This window comes from Hydrogenophaga sp. UC242_53 (genome assembly GCF_042696965.1).
Taxonomy (GTDB): domain Bacteria; phylum Pseudomonadota; class Gammaproteobacteria; order Burkholderiales; family Burkholderiaceae_C; genus Hydrogenophaga.
In genome coordinates this window covers 2,772,480-2,790,212 of record NZ_CP170552.1, presented here as the reverse complement: position 1 = coordinate 2,790,212, position 17,733 = coordinate 2,772,480, and the positions used below count along the sequence as shown (strand labels likewise).

Below are 17,733 nucleotides of genomic sequence, written 5' to 3'. Positions count from 1 at the left end.
GGCAGCACCACGTAGCAGGATTCAAGGCATGTTCGATTCCATCCGCAATCACAAGAAGTACCTCATGGGCTTCCTGATGATCCTGATCATTCCCTCGTTCGTGCTGTTCGGCATCGAAGGCTACACACGCTTCAACGAGAGCGGCGCACCAGTGGCCGTCGTCGATGGAAAAGACATCACCAAGGCCGAGTGGGACCAGGCGCACCAGCAGGAGTCTCAGCGCCTGCGCGAAGCGATGCCCTCGCTCGACTCGCGCCTGCTCGACAGCGATGGCGCGCGCTACGCGACGCTGGAGCGCCTGGTGCGCCAGCGCCTGCTGGCCGCCGCCGCGACCAAGCTCAACCTGTACACCAGCGACGCGCGCCTGGCGCGCGACCTGCAGCAGAACGAAGCCATCGCCGCGCTGCGCAAGCCCGATGGCGCGCTCGACGTGGAGGCCTACCGCCAGCTCGTTGCCCGCCAGGGCTTGACGCCCGAGATGTTCGAAGCGCGCGTGCGCGCCGACCTCTCGCAGCGCCAGGTGTCGCAAGGCATCCTCGGTTCGAGCTTCGCGCCCACCGCGCTGGCCAACGTCTCGCTCAACGCCTTCTTCGAACGCCGTGAAGTGCGCGTGGCGCGCTTCGCCGCCAGCGACTTCGCTTCGCAGGTCAAGCCGACCGATGCCGACATCGAAGCCTTCTACAGCGCGAACCAGGCATCGTTCCAGGCGCCCGAGCAGGCCGAGATCGAATACCTCGTGCTCGACGCGGCGGCGCTGCAGAACAGCGTGACCTTCAACGAAGCCGACGTGAAGACTTATTACGAACAGAACGCCTCGCGCCTCTCCGGCGCCGAGGAGCGCCGCGCGCGCCACATCCTGCTGACCGTGCCGGCCGGCGCGCCCGCCGCCGACAAGGACGCCGTGCGCAAGCGCGCCGAAGAACTGCTCGCGCAGGTGCGCGCCAAGCCCGCGAGCTTCGCCGACGTCGCCAAGGCCCAGTCGCAAGACCCGGGCTCGGCCGCCAAGGGCGGTGACCTCGACTACTTCGGCCGTGGTGCCATGGTCAAGCCTTTCGAGGACGCGGTGTTCTCGCTGGCCAAGGGCGCGATCTCCGATGTGGTGGAAACCGACTTCGGTTTCCACATCATCCAGCTCACCGACATCAAGGCGCCGCCGGTGCGCAGCTTCGAATCCATGCGCCCCGAGATCGAGGCCGAGTTGAGGAAGCAACAGGCCCAGAAGCAGTACGCCGAAGCCGCCGACACCTTCAGCAACCTCGTCTACGAACAGGCCGATTCCCTGCAACCCGCGGCCGATCGCCTGAAGCTGCAGGTCCGCAAGGCCACGGTGCAACGCCAGCCGCAACCCGGTGCCACCGGCGCGCTGGCCAGCGAGCGCCTGCTCGGCGCGCTGTTCGACACCGAGTCGATCGACAAGAAGCGCAACACCGAAGCGATCGACACGGGTTCGGGCCAACTGGTCTCGGCGCGCGTCGTGAAGCACTCGCCCGCCCACACCCAGCCCCTGGCGGAGGTGCGCGAGCAGGTGCGTGCGCGCCTGGTTGCTCAGCGCACGGCCGAACTGGCGCGCGCCGAAGGCGAGAAGCAGCTGCAGGCCTGGAAGGCGGGCGGCGATGCCAAGGGCCTGGGCAATGCCGTGGTGGTCTCTCGCGAGAACCCGCAAGGCCTCGCGCAGCAAGTGCTGACCGCCGCCCTGAGCGTGGACCCGAAGACCTTGCCCGCCTGGACGGGCGTGAACCTGGCCGACCAGGGCTACGCCATCGTGAAGGTGGAGAAGGTGCTGCCGCGCGACGTGCGCGAGGCGCAAGCCCTGGCCCAGGAAGTGCAGCAATACAACCAGTGGTGGGCCTCGGCCGAAAACGAAGCCTACGTCGAAGGCCTCAAGGAACGCTTCAAGGCCCGCATCCTGGTGCCCGAGCCGGCCACCACGCCGGCACCGGCCCGATGAGAGGGCTTCGGTTCGGGCTATAATGCTTAGCTTGCGGTGGCTGTAGCTCAGTTGGTAGAGTCCAGGATTGTGATTCCTGTTGTCGTGGGTTCGAGTCCCATCAGCCACCCCAGATGATTTCCCCAAAAAGCCCGGCTCCTGCCGGGCTTTTTTGTTGGTGGGTTGGATCGCGCCCTCCACGCTGCGCCATCGCAATCTGACCAAGCGCTTACCCGAGTCGCAGGTCTGAGGTCGGGATTTGTACCCATCCTCAGAGATGGGCAGGCATGCAAAGATGGATGGACGGAGACATTCACTCACCCTGTAACAGGAGGGGCGATGATCAAGGTCATGAGCAAGGGTCACCGGAGCGTGCCCGTTATCTGCTGCGACGTTTGCGGGAGCTGGATCGACGACGCCGACGCGGGTGCTGTGGTCTTTCGCAAGATGACCGGTGACGATGACACCTCCGAGGTGCTGCACGCCCACAAGGGGCGCTGCCACGTGGTCGCGGAGGAGCGGTTCGGAGGACAGGTCAAGACCGGGTGGCATGAGCTGCGCCAGCACCTCCAGCTCCTGACATTCAACACGGGCGTGCCGCCTGCCGCGCTTCAAAAGATGGATGGCGACAGAGAGTTGTAGCGCCGCGCGGCTGCGGTGGCCCGATCAGGGCATTGCAATGGGGCAGGGGAATTTCACGGCTTGTCCTTCTTCATCAGGCCCAGATCGCGCAGCACCGCGAGGCGGCACACGCTGGCCATGGAGCGCTGTTCCCTGTCGGCCCTTTCTTTCACGCGTTCGAGTTCGTCTGGGAGCAAGCGCAGTGCGATGGGGCGCTCGCTGATCGCGCCGTTGGGTGCTCGTTTGCGTCGTGCGGGCAAGGTGGTTTTGACCATGTTTCACCAGAGCGTGACCACATCACTCAGTTAGCATTGAGTAACGGGAAAATACACATCAACCGAATTTTATAACGGAATTCTGTCAGTAAAACTTTATGGTAACAGATATCCGTTCGTCTATCGGCGCCCGACTGCGTGAAGAGCGGGAGAGGCTTGATCTGAGCCAAGTGCAAATGGCAGCGCTTGCCGAGTTCAAGCTGCGGACCTATCAAGATTGGGAGCGCGGCATTGCCGCAGTGAGTTCCGAATTTCTGGCGCTTGCCGCACCGCACGGTCTGGATGTGTTCTATGTCCTCACGGGCGAGCGCATGTCGTCGAAGCTGACCCTCGACCCCATCCAGAGCGCCGTGCTGGGCAGCCTGGCGCAGTGCTCCCCGCAGCGGCAGATGGAAGCGGTCCAGCACATGGCGCTGCTGGCCGCGGGCATGTCGCCCCAGACACCCGCAGGCAGGGGATCCCCTTTGCCTTCGGTGAACAAGCCTGCCGTGAAAAAGCCCGTCCGCGGCGTGGGCGTGGCGAAGGCGCGCAAGGGCAAGTAGCGCACGAGGCGGCCGCCGCCCACCTCACTCCTTGTAGGAAGGGTCGGTTCGGTCGAGCAGGCGCAGCAAGGCTTGCCAATCACGTCCCTGGATGTAGGACGGTGAGCCATCGAATTGCGCGATGGCGTGTCGGCACACGTCTTCAGCGGGGTAGATGAGTTTCTGGGTGCCCGAGGTGGCGGCGATCTGAATCTGGCAGGCGCGCTCCAGGTAGAACATCAGCTCGAACGCCTCCGGCACGGTGCGCCCCATGGTGAGCAGCCCGTGGTTGCGCAGGATCAGGACGTTTCTGTCGCCCACGTCGGCAATCAATCGCTGCTGCTCGTCGTTGTTCAGCGCGATGCCTTCGAAGTCGTGATAACAGAGCTGCCCGTACACGCGCATGGCGTGTTGCGAGATGGGCAGCAGGCCATCCTGCTGTGCCGCCACCGCCACGCCGGCTGCGGTGTGCGTGTGCAGGACACAACCCACATCCGGGCGCGCGCTGTGGATGGCGCCGTGAATGACGAAGGCCGCCGGGTTCACGTCCAGCTGCACGTCCTCGGCCAGGTTGCCGTGCACATCCACCTTGACCAGGTTGGAGGCGGACACCTCTTCGTAGAGCAGGCCGAAGGGGTTGATGAGGTAGTGCTCGTGCGACCCTGGAACCCGCGCGGAGATGTGGTTGTAGATCCAGTCGGTCATGCGGAAATGGGCGATGAGCCGGTAGCAGGCGGCCAGCTCCACCCGGGCAGCCCATTCCTCGGGCGAGACCTGTTCGCGCAGTTGTTTCCGTTCCTTCAGCAAGACGGCGAGTTCGTCGTTGTTCAGCATGTCAATCTTTCATCGTGGGAGCGAGCGGTGCGCAGGAGCGCCGCACTTCGCGGGCCCTGGTGTCACTCGGCGGAGATGCCCTTTTGCTGAATCAGCTTGGGCCAGTAGTCCGCATCCTGTTTCCATTGCAGTGCCATGGCGGCGGTGTCGGTGGGCGTCGGAATCAAGCCGAGCTCCAGCAGGCGGCTGTTGACCGACGGATGGGCCACCGCCTTCTGCAGCTCCGCGCTGAGTTTGGCGATCACGTCCTTGGGCGTGGCGGCGGGAACGACGATGCCTTGCCAGGGCAGCATTTCAATGTCGGCGTAGCCCAGTTCGATGAGCGACGGCACGCTGGGCAGCGAGGCGAGGCGGGCCTTGCCGAAGGTGGCGAGGGGCTTGATCTTGCCGGCCTTGATCATGGGCATGGCCGCGACGGTGTCCACCACGATCAGCGGGATCTGGCCGCCCAGCAGGTCCTGAAGGGCGGGCGCGGCGCCACGGTAGGGGGTGTGGACCACGTCGAGCTTGTTGCGGTCCTTGAGCATTTCCATGGCGAGGTGGTGAGGCCCGCCCACGCCGGGCGATCCGTAGCTGAGCTTGCCGGGGTTGCGCTTGATCTCTTCGATGAGCTGGCGCGCATCGGTGAGGTTGGACATGGCGTTGACGGCCAGCAACAACGGGAAGCGCCCCAGCAGGGCCACGGGAGCAAAGTCCTTGGACGGTTGGTAGCTGAGTTTTTTGAACAAGGCCGTGTTGTAGACCAGGGTGCCACCATCGACGCTCATCATGGTGTAGCCATCGCCTGCGGCCTTCGCGGTGGCATCGGCGGCAATGACCGTGGCGCCACCCGGGCGGTTTTCGATCAGCACCGGCTGCTCCATCTGGATCGCCAGTTGCGCGCCGACCGTGCGGGCCAAGGCGTCGGTTCCGCCGCCCGCCGCATAGCCCACCACCCATTTGATGGGCTTGGTGGGGTAGGGGTCCGCGGCCAGGGCGGTGATCGCCAGCGACGCGACGAGGGCCGCGCCGAGTTGTCTGAAGAGGGGCATGTGTGTCTCCTGGTGGGGCAACGTTGTGGTGTGGCGCAGTCTAGGGACGCCCCATCGCGCCGGACATGCCATGTGGGCCCTGAGGCATACCGAATCGGAATGCTCAAGAACCGGAGCAGACTAAGATCCGATCCCCTTCCTCCAAGGCCGCGGCCATGCCCTCCATGCTGTTGAATCTGCGCGAGCTTCATGCGTTTCAGGCGGTGATCGATGCGGGCTCCCTGAGCAAGGCGGCGGAGAGCCTGCACATCACGCAGCCGGCGCTCAGCCGGATCATTCGGCGGCTGGAGGAACAATTGGGCGTGGCCTTGTTCGAGCGGCACCAGTACGGCGTGGCGCTGACGGACTTCGGCCGGCGGCTGGAGCCTCATGCGAGGCTGATGCTGTCCGAGTCTTCCCGGGCCGTGCAGGAAGTCGATGCCCTGCGCGATCAGCCCGGGGGCGTCGTGCGTTTTGGCGCGGTGGTCAGCGCGCTCGCGAGCTTCGTGCCGGGCGTGGTGGAACGCTTGCTGGCCCGGATGCCGGGTCTGCAGGTGGTCTTGGTCGAAGGGCTCTCGGAAGACCTGCTGCAGCAGCTCGCCCGTGGCGAGATCGACCTGGCCTTGGCGTTTGCCGTGTCCACCTCCGATGACATCACCACCGTTTCCCAGAGCGAATGGCAGGAGGGTTGCCACGTGGTCACCGGGGCCACCCACCGTTTGTGCGGGCGCCAGGATCTGCGCTTGCAGGATTTGCTGGGTGAGGCCTGGGCCCTGGCCCCACGGGGAACGCAGCCGCGTGACGAGTTGAAGCAGATGTACCTGGACCACCACCTGCCGCCGCCGCAGGCCACCGTGGAGTCCCGGTCCATGGCGGCGTTGCGCCAGTTGGTGGCCGGGGGCTCGTTCCTGGGCTGGATGCCACGCCAGCTCGTGACCTCGTTGTCCGGGCCGGGAGAGGGTGCGATCCGCATCCTGCCTCTGCAGGACGTTCGCTCCGTGCGCCGATTTGCGCTCTATCGGCGCCGCGAGGGCACGCTGTCGCCGGCCACGCTGGCGCTTCGCGACGAACTGCTGGCCTACATCCGCACGCTGTAGGCGCCGGCGCACGCCGTTAAGCCAAAATGGCCGGCGAACGGCAAAGCCTGAACCTCAACCACCGGCGTTGAGCCCCATGGTCGCCGAGGGAGAACACAGTGGCGATCCGCGTCAACGCGCCTTATCAGGCGGTCTACATCCATGAGCCGCTGGGGCATGAGGTCCCGGCGCTCAACACACCATGGTCGGTCGCCGGTCTGTTCCGGTTCGAAGCCGACGTCAACCTCAATACCCTGATCGTCGCGCTGTACGGCACCACGAACGCGGCTTCGTGGGTCGGGCTTTACATGAATTCCGACGGCATCACCTGCCAGCTCGAGGGCTACAACGGCGGGTCGCCCACGGTCAGCTCCAGCTACACGCTGGAGGTGGGCCGGGAATACCGCCTGGCCATCGACTACAACGGCGCGGGCACCGTGCGCATGTTGCTCGATGGCGCGGAGGTGCTCTCCATGGCGTTCGTGCCCAATGCGGGCACGGCCGGCGAGCGCTCGCTGCAATGGGGCGGCTATGGCGAGCTGGCGGGCTACACCGACTGCACGATCGCGCGCTGGCGCATGTGGACGGCCGTGCTGACCGAGGCGGAGCACCGCCGCGAGTACCGCTCGACGGTGCCGTTTCGCACGCGCAACCTGATCCACAACTGGCCGATGGATGCCGGCAGCGGGCGGTTCGACGACACGATGCCCGGCGAGCCTCCCCTGGCGGACAATCCCGCCGACCCGTGCGGCGATGGCAGCGATTTCACCTACCTGCCCAGCATTCTCGGTGTGCCTCAGGTCGTGGACCTGGGCACCTCGGCCACGCCCGGCGCGCGCACCGTCAACGTGCCGCAGTGGGCGGAATTCGTGGACGTGCACATCGTGGGCAGCGATGACACGGCTGTGCCTTATACCGATCTGGCCTCCATCGCTTCGGACTTCGCGGCAGCCTTCAGCCACACGGGCAACGGCGCCATCGCCACGGCGGCGGGTGGCTGGGTGTGCACGGCACCGGTGGCGAACTGGGCCGCCGGCCGCAGTGTCACCATCGCGTTCACGCAAGCGAATTCACTGGCTGGCGCACACGCCTTCGTCTGCTTCATCCAGGACACCACGGGTGTCACCGCGCGTGGCTATGGCCAGGCGACGGGCGATGGCACCACGCCGGGCGTGGCGCAGCGCGTCCGGCGTGTCGGGCGGCCTGGCCCTCGCGCTGGACACCCGGCTGAACGCGTCGTCCGGTGCCTTTCCCGGCAACCAGTCGGGCTGGGATTCGGTGCTCACCGGAGAGTCCTCCGGGACCTTCGGCTACTGGGCGAGCTCCCGCCTTCGGTCCAAGCCCATCACGGTCACGGGCACCGAGACCGCCACGACGCAGAACACGTACGCCGGGCCGATCACCCTGGCGACCTGGGCCCCGGCGAGCCTCGCCACGGTTGCGCCAACGGTCGCTTTCCCGGTGGCTGCGGACGTGACCGCCAGCGGCAACAACACCGCGAGCAGCAGCTGGGCGGTCAGCCATCCGGCTGCCGCGGCTGGCGACCTGCTGACCTTCCATCTGGCCTGGGACGACAGCACGGACACCACGTCGGTGAGCGCGCCCACCGGCCCGAACGGTGAAGTCGCCACGTCCATCGCGGGCCCGATCGCATCGAGTGGCACGGAGGTGCGGGCGCAGGCCTGGCGGTACATCGCCACGGGCGCCTGGAGTGCCGGCACGCGCACGTTCACGCCGAGTGCCAGCGAGCAGTGGACCGCCGCCGTCCTCAAGGTGCGCGCGGGCGAGTTCGACGCATCGACACCGGTCGGCGCCACCGCCACGCGCGCGAGCGCGGGGGGCGCTGAAAACCACGGTGCTGTCGCCCGCCTTCAGCGCGGGCTCGACCGATGGGGGCGGGCGCTTGGTGTGCTGGGGCGCCGTGGACGATGACCCGGTGATCGCGAACGCCAGCGCCTGGTCCACGTTGAACAGCGTGGATCGCGGCGCGGTATCCGGCACGCTCGCGGCGCGCAACCTGGAGGCCACCGACAGCGAGGCCTTCACGGCGGGCGGTTGGCGCATTGCCGGCGACAGCTGGGCCACCCTGGCCTATGTGATTCGCAAGCCCTAGGGCTCGGGGGCCGGGCGCGCGACGATTCACGGGTCGCGCATGGCGTCCTTGATGCTGCGGGCCGCCTGGGCCACCAAGGGCCCGACGCGTTTTTCCAGCAGGGTCTTGCTCAATTGCTGCGAAGGGCCCGCGCAGGAAAGCACGAAGATTTCCGAGCCCGTCACGATGGGCACCGCCGCCGCGCTCAACACGCCGCCGCGCACGCGGCGGGACACGACGAACCCCAGCCGCCTGTACTCCGCATGGACGCGCTCCACGTCCGCGCGGTAGCTGGTCCAGTCCACCGAGGCCATGCGCTGGAGGTTTTTCAGGATGGCGGTGCGTTCGTTGGCCGCGGCGGCCACCAGGTAGGCCAGCCCGAGGGAGGTGGTCTCCATCGCCAGCAGGTCGCCCACGGCCTTGTTGATGGTGATGGTGCTGACGGGCGGGCGGACCACCTCCAGCAGCAGCATGTGGGCGTGTTCGCGCGCTGCGCCAGCAGCACGGTGACGTCCAGCGTCTGGGCCAGTTGCCGCATGAGCGGGGCGGCGATGCGTTGGATGCCATGCTTTTGCATGGTGATGGAGCCGAAGTTCAGCGTGCGGCCGCCCACCCGGTATTTGCGGACCTGGTCGTCGAACCGCAGGTAGCCCAGCTTCTCCAGGGTGCCGGTGAAGCGCGACACGGTCGCTTTGGGCATGCCGGTGATCTCCACCAGTTCCTGGTTGCCCAGCACGTCCGACTGCTCGAAGGCGGACAGGATGGACAAGCCCTTGGCCAGCGAGGCGACGAACCCCCGGTCGTTCGGGTGGGGAATGGAGGACATGCGCGGTCGGTGTGCGTGGGGGAGCCAAAGCGGAGGTCGCCAGCCATGGTATCGAAACACTCGCCATCGGCCACGGAACCCTCTTCAGTTCCGGCATGCGGAACTGAAGCGCATATCGGTCGCCCGAATGCGGGCCGCTTCTTAGAGTTGCACCGCATGAACACCTACCGATTTCCTGACTACGAAGTGGCCGGCGATGCCGACACCACGGTTTTCCTGCTCCACGGTGCGTACGGCAGCCGAGCCTACTTCCGCCCGCTCATCGACACCCTGGTCCGGGCCGGCTACCGGGTGGTGGCCTGGGACGCGCCGGGCTACGGCCTGAGCCCCTTGCCGCAAGGAGGCTTGTCGATCGAAGGCCTGGCCGAAGCCGCCGCGCGCCTGATCGAACGCGAAGGCAGCCGGCGCAATGTGGTGGTGGGCCACAGCATGGGCGGCATCGTGGCGCCACTGGCCTCGCTGCTCTCCCTGGGCCGGGTGCACGGCGTGGTGATCTCGGCCACCGTCGCCACCTTCTCGCGCAAGTCGGCGCAGGACAAGGCGACCTTCGCCGAAGAGCGCATCGGCCCCATCCGGCGCGGCCTGCCGTTCAAGGAAGCGGCCTTGCCGGTCATTCGCGGCATGTTGGCGCCGACCTCGTCGGGGCCCCTGGTGGACCTGGTGGTGGACGTGGCCTCCGGCATGCGGGCGGAGACGTTCTGCGCCGCCATCGAAGCCATCGTGGGCTACGACGGCGAGGACAACCTGAAGGCGGTGAGCGTGCCGACGCTGTTGATCGCGGGCGCGCAGGACAAGGTGGGGCGGCCAGAGGGCATGCAGTCGCTCACCGCGCTGATTCCCGATTCGCGCTTCGTCTGCATCGACGGCGCCGCGCACTACGCCTTCGCGGAGCAGGCGCCGGCGTTCAACGCCGCGCTGCTGGGCTTCCTGTCCGAGCTGCCCGCCTTGCGCGCCTGAGACCCACAGAAAGAGGAGCATCGACATGAGCAGCACCGTCGTCAACACCGTTCACAGCACCCTCAAGCCCACCGACAACCCGTTTCTGAACGGCGCCTTCCGGCCCAATTTCAACGAGCATGTCGCGCACGTGGGCAGCCTGAAGGTCATCGGGGAGATTCCCAGGGACCTGGACGGCCTCTACATCCGCAACACGCACAACCAGGTGCACGAGCCCATGGGGATCTACCACCCCTTCGATGGCGACGGCATGCTGCACGCCGTGCATTTCCAGAACGGCCAGGCGTCCTACCGCAGCCGCTTCGTGCGCACCACGGGCTTCCTGGCGGAGCAGGCGGCCCAGGCGTCGCTGTGGACCGGCATTCTCGAACCCGACAAGGGCGCGCGGCGCGGCTGGGGCGCGATGGGGTCGATGAAGGACAACGCGGGCACCGACATCATCTGCCACGCGGGCAGGCTGCTGGCCACGATGTCGCAGGGCAGCGAGCCCTGGCGCCTGGACCCGATCTCGCTGGACACGCAGGGGCCTGACGCCAGCTGGGCCCGGCACGTCATGCCGCACGGCATCGGATCGCACTACAAGGTGGACCCGGAGACCGGGGAGATGATGTTCTTCAACTACCCGGAGGTCTGGCCCTACATGCACTACGGCGTGGTGGACCGCCACAACCAGCTGGTGCACTACGTGCCGGTGGAGCTGCCCGGCGCGCGCTGGCCGCACGACCTGGGCATCACGAAGAACTACACCATCCTGCACGACACGCCGCAGTTCTTCGATCCGGCGCTGTTGAAGAAGGGGGTGAGAAAGCTGGCGTTCCACCCGGAGGTGCCGGCGCGCTTCGGGGTGATCCCGCGCCGGGGCAGTGGGGCCGACGTGAAGTGGTTCGAGGCCACGTCCTGCCACATCCTGCACCTGTCCAACTGCTATGAGGACGGCGACGAGATCGTCATGGACGGCTGCATCATGCCCAGGCCCGTGATGCACCCTGTGGGCAAGACCGAAGGCGGTGATGTGTATGCGCGCATGAAGGCGCGCCTGGACAAGCACAACAACCCGACCATGATGCACCGCTGGCGCTTCAACCTGCGCACGGGGCAGACGACGGAGCAGTACCTGGACGACGAGATCACCGAGTTCCCGGTGGTGAGCAACGACTACGTGGGCCGTCCGTACCGCTACAGCTACAACATCCTCTACCAGCCGGGCGAGTGGCTGTTCTGCGGCTTGAAGAAGTTCGACCTGCAGACCGGCGCCACGCAGCGTTTCGAGTACGGGCCCGGCCGTTATGGCAGCGAGCCCCAGATGGCGCGCCGCCTGGGCGCGACGGGCGAAGACGACGGCTACCTGCTGGTCTACGTCACCGACATGGTGCAGGACCGCTCCGAGGCCCTGGTGTTCGACGCGACCGACATCGCCCGAGGGCCCCTGGCCACGGTGATCCTGCCCGAGCGGATTTCGGTGGGTGTGCATGCCTGCTGGGTCGAAGGCGATCGCATCCACGGCGAGCACCGCGACAGCCGCATGCTGCCCTGAGGAAAAAAGCCATGGACATCGTCTTCATCCCCGGTCTGAACAACACCGGCGACGTCTTTCGCGACGTGAGCGCCGCATTGCCGACCCACCTGCGCAGCCATTGCCCGGACCTGCCACCGCTGGAGCACATCGAGGCCCTGGCCGATGCGGTGCTGGCCGAGGTACCGGAGCGCTTCTATCTGGCCGGGTATTCCTTCGGCGGCTATGTGGCCCTGGGCGTGCTCGAAAAAGCGCGCGAGCGGGTGCGGGGCCTGTGCCTCATGGGGTCGAGCGCCCGCGCCGACTCCGACGCGCAGAAGCTCAAACGGCAGCAGGCGATCCAGTCGCTCGACGCCGCGACCTACGTGGACACCGCTTCGTCGTCGGTGGCCCCGTTCCATCCGGACAACCGCCAGCGGCCCGACCTCGTGGCCCGTCGCCGTGAGCTGGCATCGGCCTACGGCGCCCAGCGCTACCTGGCCCATGTGCGCGCCACCCTGCAGCGCCAGGACCGCTCGCACCTGCTGGATGGGTCCGTGCCCATGCTGTGGCTCGCGGGTTCGCACGATGCGGTCGTGCCCGTCCAGCAGCAGGCCGAAGAGGCCGCCCAGGCCCGGCACTGCCGGTACGTGGAGATCCCGGGCGCGGGGCACCTTCTGCCATTGGAGCAACCGCAGGCGGTGGCCGATGCCCTGTCCCACTGGATCGTGCGCACCCCATGAGCCACAACACCACACCACTGGCCATGGACGGCATCCGCGTGCTGGACCTGACCCAGGGCATCGCGGGCCCCTACGCCACCATGCTGATGGCGGCGCACGGGGCCGAGGTGATCAAGGTCGAGCCGCCGGGCGGGGACTGGATCCGAAACGCGCGCAACCAGATCCGGGGGCACGCGCCGGCCGCGATCGCCGTCAACGTGGGCAAACACAGCATCCAGCTCGATCTCAAGAACCCGGGCGAACTCGCCCTCGCGCAGCGCATCGCGCAGACCTGCGATGTGGTGGTCGAGAGCTACCGGCCCGGCGTGGTCGAGCGCCTGGGACTCGGTGCCGAACAGCTGTGCCAGGACCGGCCCACGCTGGTCTATTGCTCGGTCACCGGTTTCGGTCGCGACAGCGAGCTCCGGGACCGGCCGGTCATCGACCACGTCGCGCAGGCCTACTCGGGCTGGATGCACGTCAACGCGGACGAGAGCGGCATGCCGCAACGCACGCGCAACGTGGTGCTGGCGGACCAGATCACAGGGCTGTACGCCTACCAGGCCATCGCCAGTGCTGTGCTTCGCCGCTTCCGTTTTGGCACGGGGCAGCAACTGGAGGTGACGCTCGCGGGCGCCATGGCCGCGTTCCTGGCGCCGCGCATCATCTCGAGCGCGCTCAGCGACGGCAAGGTGGGCAACGCGGAATTCACCGCGCCCACCGGGGACTACCCGACCCGGCAAGGCACCCTGGTCGTGGCGGTGCAGAAACCGGCCGACGTGGAGAAGCTGTTCGCGCTGCTGGGGCGGGCGGAGCTGCTGCAGGACGCGCGTTTCTCGACGCCGGCCTCCCGCCTGCAGAACGCCGAGGCCCTGCGGCGCGAACTCGCGGTGGTTCTGCAGGCGCGGACCGCGGCGCAGTGGGAGCAACTGCTCGCGCCCCAGGGTGTGATGGCCTGCGAGGCCCGCGACATTCCCCACTTCCTCGCATCGCAGCACAGCGACGGGCTCGATCTGATCGAAACCCTGGCGCTGCCCGATGCCGGGCCATGCCCCCTGGTCAGGGTGCCCGGCGCGGCGCCCTGGCATGGGCGCCGCGCGCCGCCGCGCTTCCCTCGGGTGGGCGAGGACCTTCAACACATCCTGGACGGGCTGGACGCGATCGACCCTCCGCCGTCCACCGCCATCGATCAACGCATCGCATGATGAAAACAGACCCCGTCACGTCCTTCTTCAACCGCACGCCGCTGCGCCTGCCCGTGGTGGCCGCGCCGATGTTCCTCGTGTCAGGCCCTGAGCTGGTGCTCGAAGCCTGCAAGGCCGGCATCGTGGGGGCGTTCCCCACGCCGAACGCGCGCCCCATCGAAACGCTGGAGTCGTGGCTGCTCACCATCACCGAAGGGCTGCGGGCGCACCGGCAGGCCCACCCCGATGCCATCGTGGGGCCGTGGGCCGCCAACGTCGTCACGCACTCGTCCAACGCGCGCCTCTCGCAGGACCTGGCCTTGATCGAGAAGCACCAGCCACCGATCGTCATCACGGCGCTGGGCAGCCCCAAGCCCGCGCTGGAGGTGGTGCACGGCTACGGCGGCATCGTGCTGGCCGATGTCGTCAACCTGCGCCTGGCCAAGAAGGCGGCCGACGCGGGCGTGGACGGCCTGGCCTGTGTCAGTGCGGGCGCGGGCGGGCACACCGGCTGGATGTCGCCGTTCGCCTTCGTTCGCGCGCTGCGCGAATTCTTCGACGGCATCGTCGTCATCGGTGGCGGCATCGCCGACGGCTACAGCGTGGCGGGCGCCACCATGGCCGGCGCCGACCTGGTCTACATGGGCACGCGCTTCATTCCGACGCAGGAGAGCATGGCCTCACCCGCCTACAAACAGATGCTGATCGATTCGACGGCGGAAGACCTCGTCATCAGCAGCGGCATCACCGGCACCCCGGCGAGCTGGCTCAAGCCTTCGCTGCGCGCCGCGGGCCTGGACCCGGACGACCTGCCGCCCACACCGCCCCGGAATTACGACAGCAACCGCTCGTTCACCCAGCGCAAGTGGGTCGATACCTGGACCGCCGGCCAGGGCGTGGGCGCCATCAAGCGCATCAGCCCGGTGGCGGCGGTGGTGGACGAGCTGGAGCGCGAGTACGGGGAAGCGACCCGGCAATGGCGCCGGTTCGGTCAGCGGGCGGCCGAGACCGCGTTGTGATGTTTTGATATGCACCAAGGAGACAAGACGTGAAATTCTGGAAAAACTGGCTGGCGGTGGTGGCACTGGCGGTGTCGGGTTCGGCTATGGCCGCCTGGCCCGAGCGGCCCATCACCCTGATCGTTCCCTTCCCCGCGGGGGGCCTGGCCGATGCGGTCAGCCGCTCGCTCTCCGAGGAGGTCAGCCGCATCCTGGGCCAACCGCTGATCCTGGAGAACCGGCCCGGCGCCAACGGCCGCATCGGCCTGGAGCAGCTGTCGCGCGCGCCGAAGGACGGTTACACCCTCGCCGCGACGGTGCCGGGCATGATGATCTTCCAGCCCCTGACGGAGAAGACCTACAAGTTCGACCCCCTGAAGGACTTCGAGCCCATCACGATCGCGGTGGACACGTACAACGTGCTGGTCACGCACCCGCGCGTCTCGGCCACGGGGGACCTGCGCGAACTCGTCGGCCAAGGCCAAGGCCCACCCCGGGCAGATGAACTACGGCACACCCGGCAGCGGCAGCAGCTTCCACTTCAACACCGTGGTGCTGACGGACAAGCTGGGCATCCAGGCCACGCACGTGTCCTACCGTGGGGAGGCGCCGGCGCTGATCGATCTGGCCGGCGGTTCCATCGAGTTCATGCTGGCCGGGCAGTCGGCGCGGCCCTACATCCAGGACGGCAAGATCAAGCCCATCGCCGTGACGTCCCGCCAGCGCGTGGGCATCCTGCCCAACGTGCCGACCTTCGCCGAACTCGGCGTCGATTTCCGGACGGACGGGTGGGTGGGCTATGTGGCGCCCGCCGGTGTGCCCAAGGAGATCCTCGATCGCGTGAGCGAGGCCTTCCGCGCGGCCATCAAGCTGCCCAAGGTGCGCGAGCAGATCGCCGCGATGGGCTACGAGCCCGTGGGCAACTCCCGCGAGGAATTCCGCAGCCTGATCAAGGACCGGCTGGAGCACTACCGGGGGCTGATCCGCTCGGGCGCCGTGAAGATCGACTGAGCCCTAGCGGCCGCCGGGCACGAACTGGTTGGTGTAGAGCTCTTTTACCGGGGTCTCGCGCGGCACCACGCCATTGGTGACGTAGAACTTCTGCAGCTCGGCCAGGCGGGCCTCGTCCATCGTGCCGGGCACCTTCTGCGCGGCGTAGACGTACTTGTTGAAGAGTTCGAAGGCCTTCTGGATGCTGGCTTCCTTGCCCTTGTGCACCGGCACGTGCGCCACGTAGGCAGCGGTGGCGGCCTTGGGGTCGGCCATGATGTCCTTCATGCCCTTGAGCGTGGCGCGCACCAGCTTCTGGATCAGCTGGGGGTTCTTGGCGATGGTCTCGTCGGAGGCGAGGATGGCCTGGGCCATGCTCTTGAAGTAGATGTCGGCCGGCAGGATGTCGACCTGCGCGCCGGCCTCCATCGCGCTCACCGTCCAGTCGGGCACCGTGGCCATGGCGGACGCGCGTTTCGCCGCGAACTGCTGCCACACACCGCCCGGGCCGGCGGCCTGGATGTTGACGTCGTTCTTGGTCAGGCCGACCTTGCTGAGCATGCCCAGCAGGGCGTAGTAGGTGGTGTCGGTGTAGGCCAGGACGGTGACGGTCTTGCCCTTGAGTTCGCGCGGGCTCTCGATCTTCTCGTCCTTGTGGCTCACGAGCTGGGTGAGCGAGCCGGCGCCGAGCACGGCCACGGCCTTGACGGGGATGCCCTGGGCGCGGGCGATGATGGGGGTGTCGCCGATGGCGCCGCCGATGACGGCGTTGCCGGCACCGATCTGCTTGGCCACGTCCACGCCGCCGCGCGCGGTGACGAAGTTGACCTTGAGGCCTTCCTGTTCGTAGTAGCCCTTGGCCTGGGCCAGCATCCAGGGGCCGAAGGCCGGCAGCGTGGCCGGCGCGGGCAGCAGGTAGGTGACTTCCTGCGCTTGCGCGTGGGTCAGCAGCGGGAACGCGGTGCCGCTGGCCATGAGCAGTGCCAGCACGCTGCGGCGGCTCGTGCGGGCCAGGGGACGGAACAGTCGGGGCATGGGAAGTCCTTTCAATGGCTGAGGGTGTGAAGCTGGCGGTAGAAGTCGTCCACGTGGGCCTGGGCGCTGGCGGGCAGGGCCTGCAGGGCCTGGGCATGGCGCGCCGGGTCCTGTTCGGCGCCGGCGCGGCCCACGCGGTGCGAGGCCTCCTGCACGAAGCGGCACACGGGCGCGCGGCGCTCGCCGAAGCGGGCCAGGACCGCCGGCACCGGCGCGCCGTCTTCGAGCAGGCGGGCGAGCACCACGGCGTCCTGCACCGCGAGGGCGCCGCCTTGCCCCATGAAGGGGGTCGAGGCGTGGGCGGCGTCGCCGATCAGCACCACGCGGCCCTGGTGCCAGGGCAGGGGCATCACCACCTCTTCCACCGCGGTGTAGAGCACCTCGGTGTCGGGCGAGATCTCGTCGAGGAAGGGGCGCACCGGCCCGCCGAATTCGGTGAAGCTCGCGCGCATGGTCTCGGGCCAGTGGGCGGGCTCGAACCAGGTGTCCTTCGGCTGCGCCACGGTGCCGAAGATGTAGAGGCGCTCCGGCGAAATCGGCATGATGCCCAGCCGCTTGCCCAGGCCCATCATCATGATCTTGTCCACCAGCGCGGGCGGGCGCCGGTGCACGCTGCGCCAGACACCGAAGCCCGAGTAGGTGGGCTGCACCTCGGGCCAGAGCAGGGCGCGCAGGCCCGAGCGGATGCCGTCGGCGCCCACCACGAGGTCGAAGGACGCCTCACCGCCATCGGAGAAGCGCACGTGCGCGCCGCCCTCGTCCTGCCGCAGGGACAACACCGTGGTGCCCAGGCGCACCGGCACCCCCAGCGCGTCGAGCCGGCCGGACAGCACGCGGTGCATCTCGGCCCGCTTGATGCCCAGGATGGCGGGCGCGGGCGGTGAGCCCAGGCTGGGGTAGACCACGTCCACCAGGTGCCGCCCGTCCTGGTCCAGGTACACGTTGCGGCCGGAGGCGATGGGAAAACCCGCCTCGACCAGGTCCTGCATCGCGCCGATCTGGCGGAAGTGGTCCAGGCCGTTGCTGTAGACGAAGATGCCCGAACTCTGGAAGCGCCATTGCGGCTGCTTTTCAATCACCTCGACCTGCCAGCCGCGCTGCGCGAGCGCCAGGGCGGCGGAACAGCCGGCAATGCCGGCACCAACGATCAGAACTTTTTTCATGGGGGAACCA

General features: G+C 67.7%; 19 protein-coding genes, 1 tRNA gene and 2 pseudogenes. 15 read left to right on the top strand and 7 right to left on the bottom strand.

All coding sequences use genetic code 11. The annotated features are described in order from the left end of the window. Positions 1–28: 28 nt before the first annotated feature. From ACFJI0_RS14015 to ACFJI0_RS14005, 3 genes are all read left to right on the top strand, one after another. Positions 29–1,948, top strand: coding sequence for a SurA N-terminal domain-containing protein (locus ACFJI0_RS14015; protein WP_382320538.1), 1,920 nt, complete (start codon positions 29–31; stop codon positions 1,946–1,948). A gap of 36 nt (positions 1,949–1,984) precedes the next feature. Continuing rightward, positions 1,985–2,060 (top strand) — tRNA-His (locus ACFJI0_RS14010). Positions 2,061–2,266: 206 nt separating this feature from the next. Next, complete coding sequence (locus ACFJI0_RS14005) at positions 2,267–2,569, top strand: hypothetical protein (RefSeq protein WP_382320536.1); 303 nt, start codon at positions 2,267–2,269, stop codon at positions 2,567–2,569. A gap of 53 nt (positions 2,570–2,622) precedes the next feature. On the opposite strand, the gene ACFJI0_RS14000 is transcribed toward ACFJI0_RS14005, so the two are convergent. Further along, positions 2,623–2,823 carry a hypothetical protein gene (locus ACFJI0_RS14000; protein WP_382320533.1) on the bottom strand — a complete coding sequence of 67 codons (201 nt, stop codon included), beginning with the start codon at positions 2,821–2,823 and terminating at the stop codon, positions 2,623–2,625. 98 nt (positions 2,824–2,921) lie between these two features. Here ACFJI0_RS14000 and ACFJI0_RS13995 point away from each other — a divergent pair, with 98 nt between their 5' ends. Further along, the gene (locus tag ACFJI0_RS13995) at positions 2,922–3,365 is read left to right on the top strand and encodes a helix-turn-helix domain-containing protein (RefSeq protein ID WP_382320531.1); all 444 of its coding nucleotides are present in this window, start codon (positions 2,922–2,924) and stop codon (positions 3,363–3,365) included. A 24-nt stretch (positions 3,366–3,389) separates the two neighbouring features. On the opposite strand, the gene ACFJI0_RS13990 is transcribed toward ACFJI0_RS13995, so the two are convergent. Both ACFJI0_RS13990 and ACFJI0_RS13985 read right to left on the bottom strand, forming a co-directional pair. After that, positions 3,390–4,178: a class II aldolase/adducin family protein gene (locus tag ACFJI0_RS13990; RefSeq protein ID WP_382320529.1), complete on the bottom strand. Its 789-nt coding sequence runs from the start codon at positions 4,176–4,178 to the stop codon at positions 3,390–3,392. Positions 4,179–4,240: 62 nt separating this feature from the next. Continuing rightward, positions 4,241–5,209 carry a Bug family tripartite tricarboxylate transporter substrate binding protein gene (locus ACFJI0_RS13985; protein ID WP_382320527.1) on the bottom strand — a complete coding sequence of 323 codons (969 nt, stop codon included), beginning with the start codon at positions 5,207–5,209 and terminating at the stop codon, positions 4,241–4,243. 155 nt (positions 5,210–5,364) lie between these two features. Between ACFJI0_RS13985 and ACFJI0_RS13980 the strand changes: the two genes are divergently transcribed. From ACFJI0_RS13980 to ACFJI0_RS13965, 4 genes are all read left to right on the top strand, one after another. Continuing rightward, complete coding sequence (locus ACFJI0_RS13980) at positions 5,365–6,285, top strand: LysR family transcriptional regulator (RefSeq protein WP_382320525.1); 921 nt, start codon at positions 5,365–5,367, stop codon at positions 6,283–6,285. Between the two features lie 98 nt (positions 6,286–6,383). After that, on the top strand, positions 6,384–7,886 hold the full coding sequence (locus ACFJI0_RS13975) for a LamG-like jellyroll fold domain-containing protein (protein ID WP_382320523.1): 1,503 nt from the start codon (positions 6,384–6,386) through the stop codon (positions 7,884–7,886). Next, on the top strand, positions 7,858–8,196 hold the full coding sequence (locus ACFJI0_RS13970; RefSeq protein WP_382320520.1) for a hypothetical protein: 339 nt from the start codon (positions 7,858–7,860) through the stop codon (positions 8,194–8,196). The genes ACFJI0_RS13975 and ACFJI0_RS13970 overlap by 29 nt, the downstream gene beginning before the upstream one ends. After that, on the top strand, positions 8,186–8,377 hold the full coding sequence (locus tag ACFJI0_RS13965) for a hypothetical protein (protein WP_382320518.1): 192 nt from the start codon (positions 8,186–8,188) through the stop codon (positions 8,375–8,377). The genes ACFJI0_RS13970 and ACFJI0_RS13965 overlap by 11 nt, the downstream gene beginning before the upstream one ends. A 26-nt stretch (positions 8,378–8,403) precedes the next feature. Here ACFJI0_RS13965 and ACFJI0_RS13960 read toward each other — a convergent pair whose 3' ends face one another. Further along, complete coding sequence (locus tag ACFJI0_RS13960; protein ID WP_382320515.1) at positions 8,404–8,754, bottom strand: hypothetical protein; 351 nt, start codon at positions 8,752–8,754, stop codon at positions 8,404–8,406. Next, a complete protein-coding gene (locus ACFJI0_RS13955; RefSeq protein WP_382320513.1) occupies positions 8,685–9,182 on the bottom strand; it encodes an IclR family transcriptional regulator in 498 nt (165 codons plus the stop codon). The genes ACFJI0_RS13960 and ACFJI0_RS13955 overlap by 70 nt, the downstream gene beginning before the upstream one ends. Positions 9,183–9,338: 156 nt before the next feature. On the opposite strand from ACFJI0_RS13955, the gene ACFJI0_RS13950 reads away from it, so the two are divergent. The 7 genes and pseudogenes from ACFJI0_RS13950 to ACFJI0_RS13920 all read left to right on the top strand — a co-directional run. After that, positions 9,339–10,139: an alpha/beta fold hydrolase gene (locus ACFJI0_RS13950; RefSeq protein WP_382320511.1), complete on the top strand. Its 801-nt coding sequence runs from the start codon at positions 9,339–9,341 to the stop codon at positions 10,137–10,139. 25 nt (positions 10,140–10,164) lie between these two features. Further along, complete coding sequence (locus tag ACFJI0_RS13945) at positions 10,165–11,673, top strand: carotenoid oxygenase family protein (protein WP_382156849.1); 1,509 nt, start codon at positions 10,165–10,167, stop codon at positions 11,671–11,673. Between the two features lie 11 nt (positions 11,674–11,684). Further along, positions 11,685–12,374, top strand: coding sequence for an alpha/beta fold hydrolase (locus tag ACFJI0_RS13940; protein ID WP_382320509.1), 690 nt, complete (start codon positions 11,685–11,687; stop codon positions 12,372–12,374). After that, positions 12,371–13,558, top strand: a complete 1,188-nt coding sequence (locus ACFJI0_RS13935; RefSeq protein ID WP_382320507.1) for a CaiB/BaiF CoA transferase family protein — start codon at positions 12,371–12,373, stop codon at positions 13,556–13,558. The genes ACFJI0_RS13940 and ACFJI0_RS13935 overlap by 4 nt, the downstream gene beginning before the upstream one ends. After that, positions 13,558–14,556: an NAD(P)H-dependent flavin oxidoreductase gene (locus tag ACFJI0_RS13930; RefSeq protein WP_382320505.1), complete on the top strand. Its 999-nt coding sequence runs from the start codon at positions 13,558–13,560 to the stop codon at positions 14,554–14,556. The genes ACFJI0_RS13935 and ACFJI0_RS13930 overlap by 1 nt, the downstream gene beginning before the upstream one ends. A gap of 86 nt (positions 14,557–14,642) precedes the next feature. After that, positions 14,643–14,996 (top strand): annotated as a pseudogene (locus ACFJI0_RS13925) (Bug family tripartite tricarboxylate transporter substrate binding protein); the annotation flags it as partial. A 25-nt stretch (positions 14,997–15,021) separates the two neighbouring features. Further along, positions 15,022–15,546 (top strand): annotated as a pseudogene (locus ACFJI0_RS13920) (Bug family tripartite tricarboxylate transporter substrate binding protein); the annotation flags it as partial. Between the two features lie 3 nt (positions 15,547–15,549). Here ACFJI0_RS13920 and ACFJI0_RS13915 read toward each other — a convergent pair. After that, positions 15,550–16,560: an ABC transporter substrate-binding protein gene (locus tag ACFJI0_RS13915; protein ID WP_382320503.1), complete on the bottom strand. Its 1,011-nt coding sequence runs from the start codon at positions 16,558–16,560 to the stop codon at positions 15,550–15,552. An 11-nt stretch (positions 16,561–16,571) separates the two neighbouring features. After that, entirely contained in the window at positions 16,572–17,723 is a 1,152-nt protein-coding gene (locus tag ACFJI0_RS13910) for an FAD-dependent oxidoreductase (protein WP_382320501.1), read from the bottom strand. Positions 17,724–17,733: the final 10 nt, after the last annotated feature.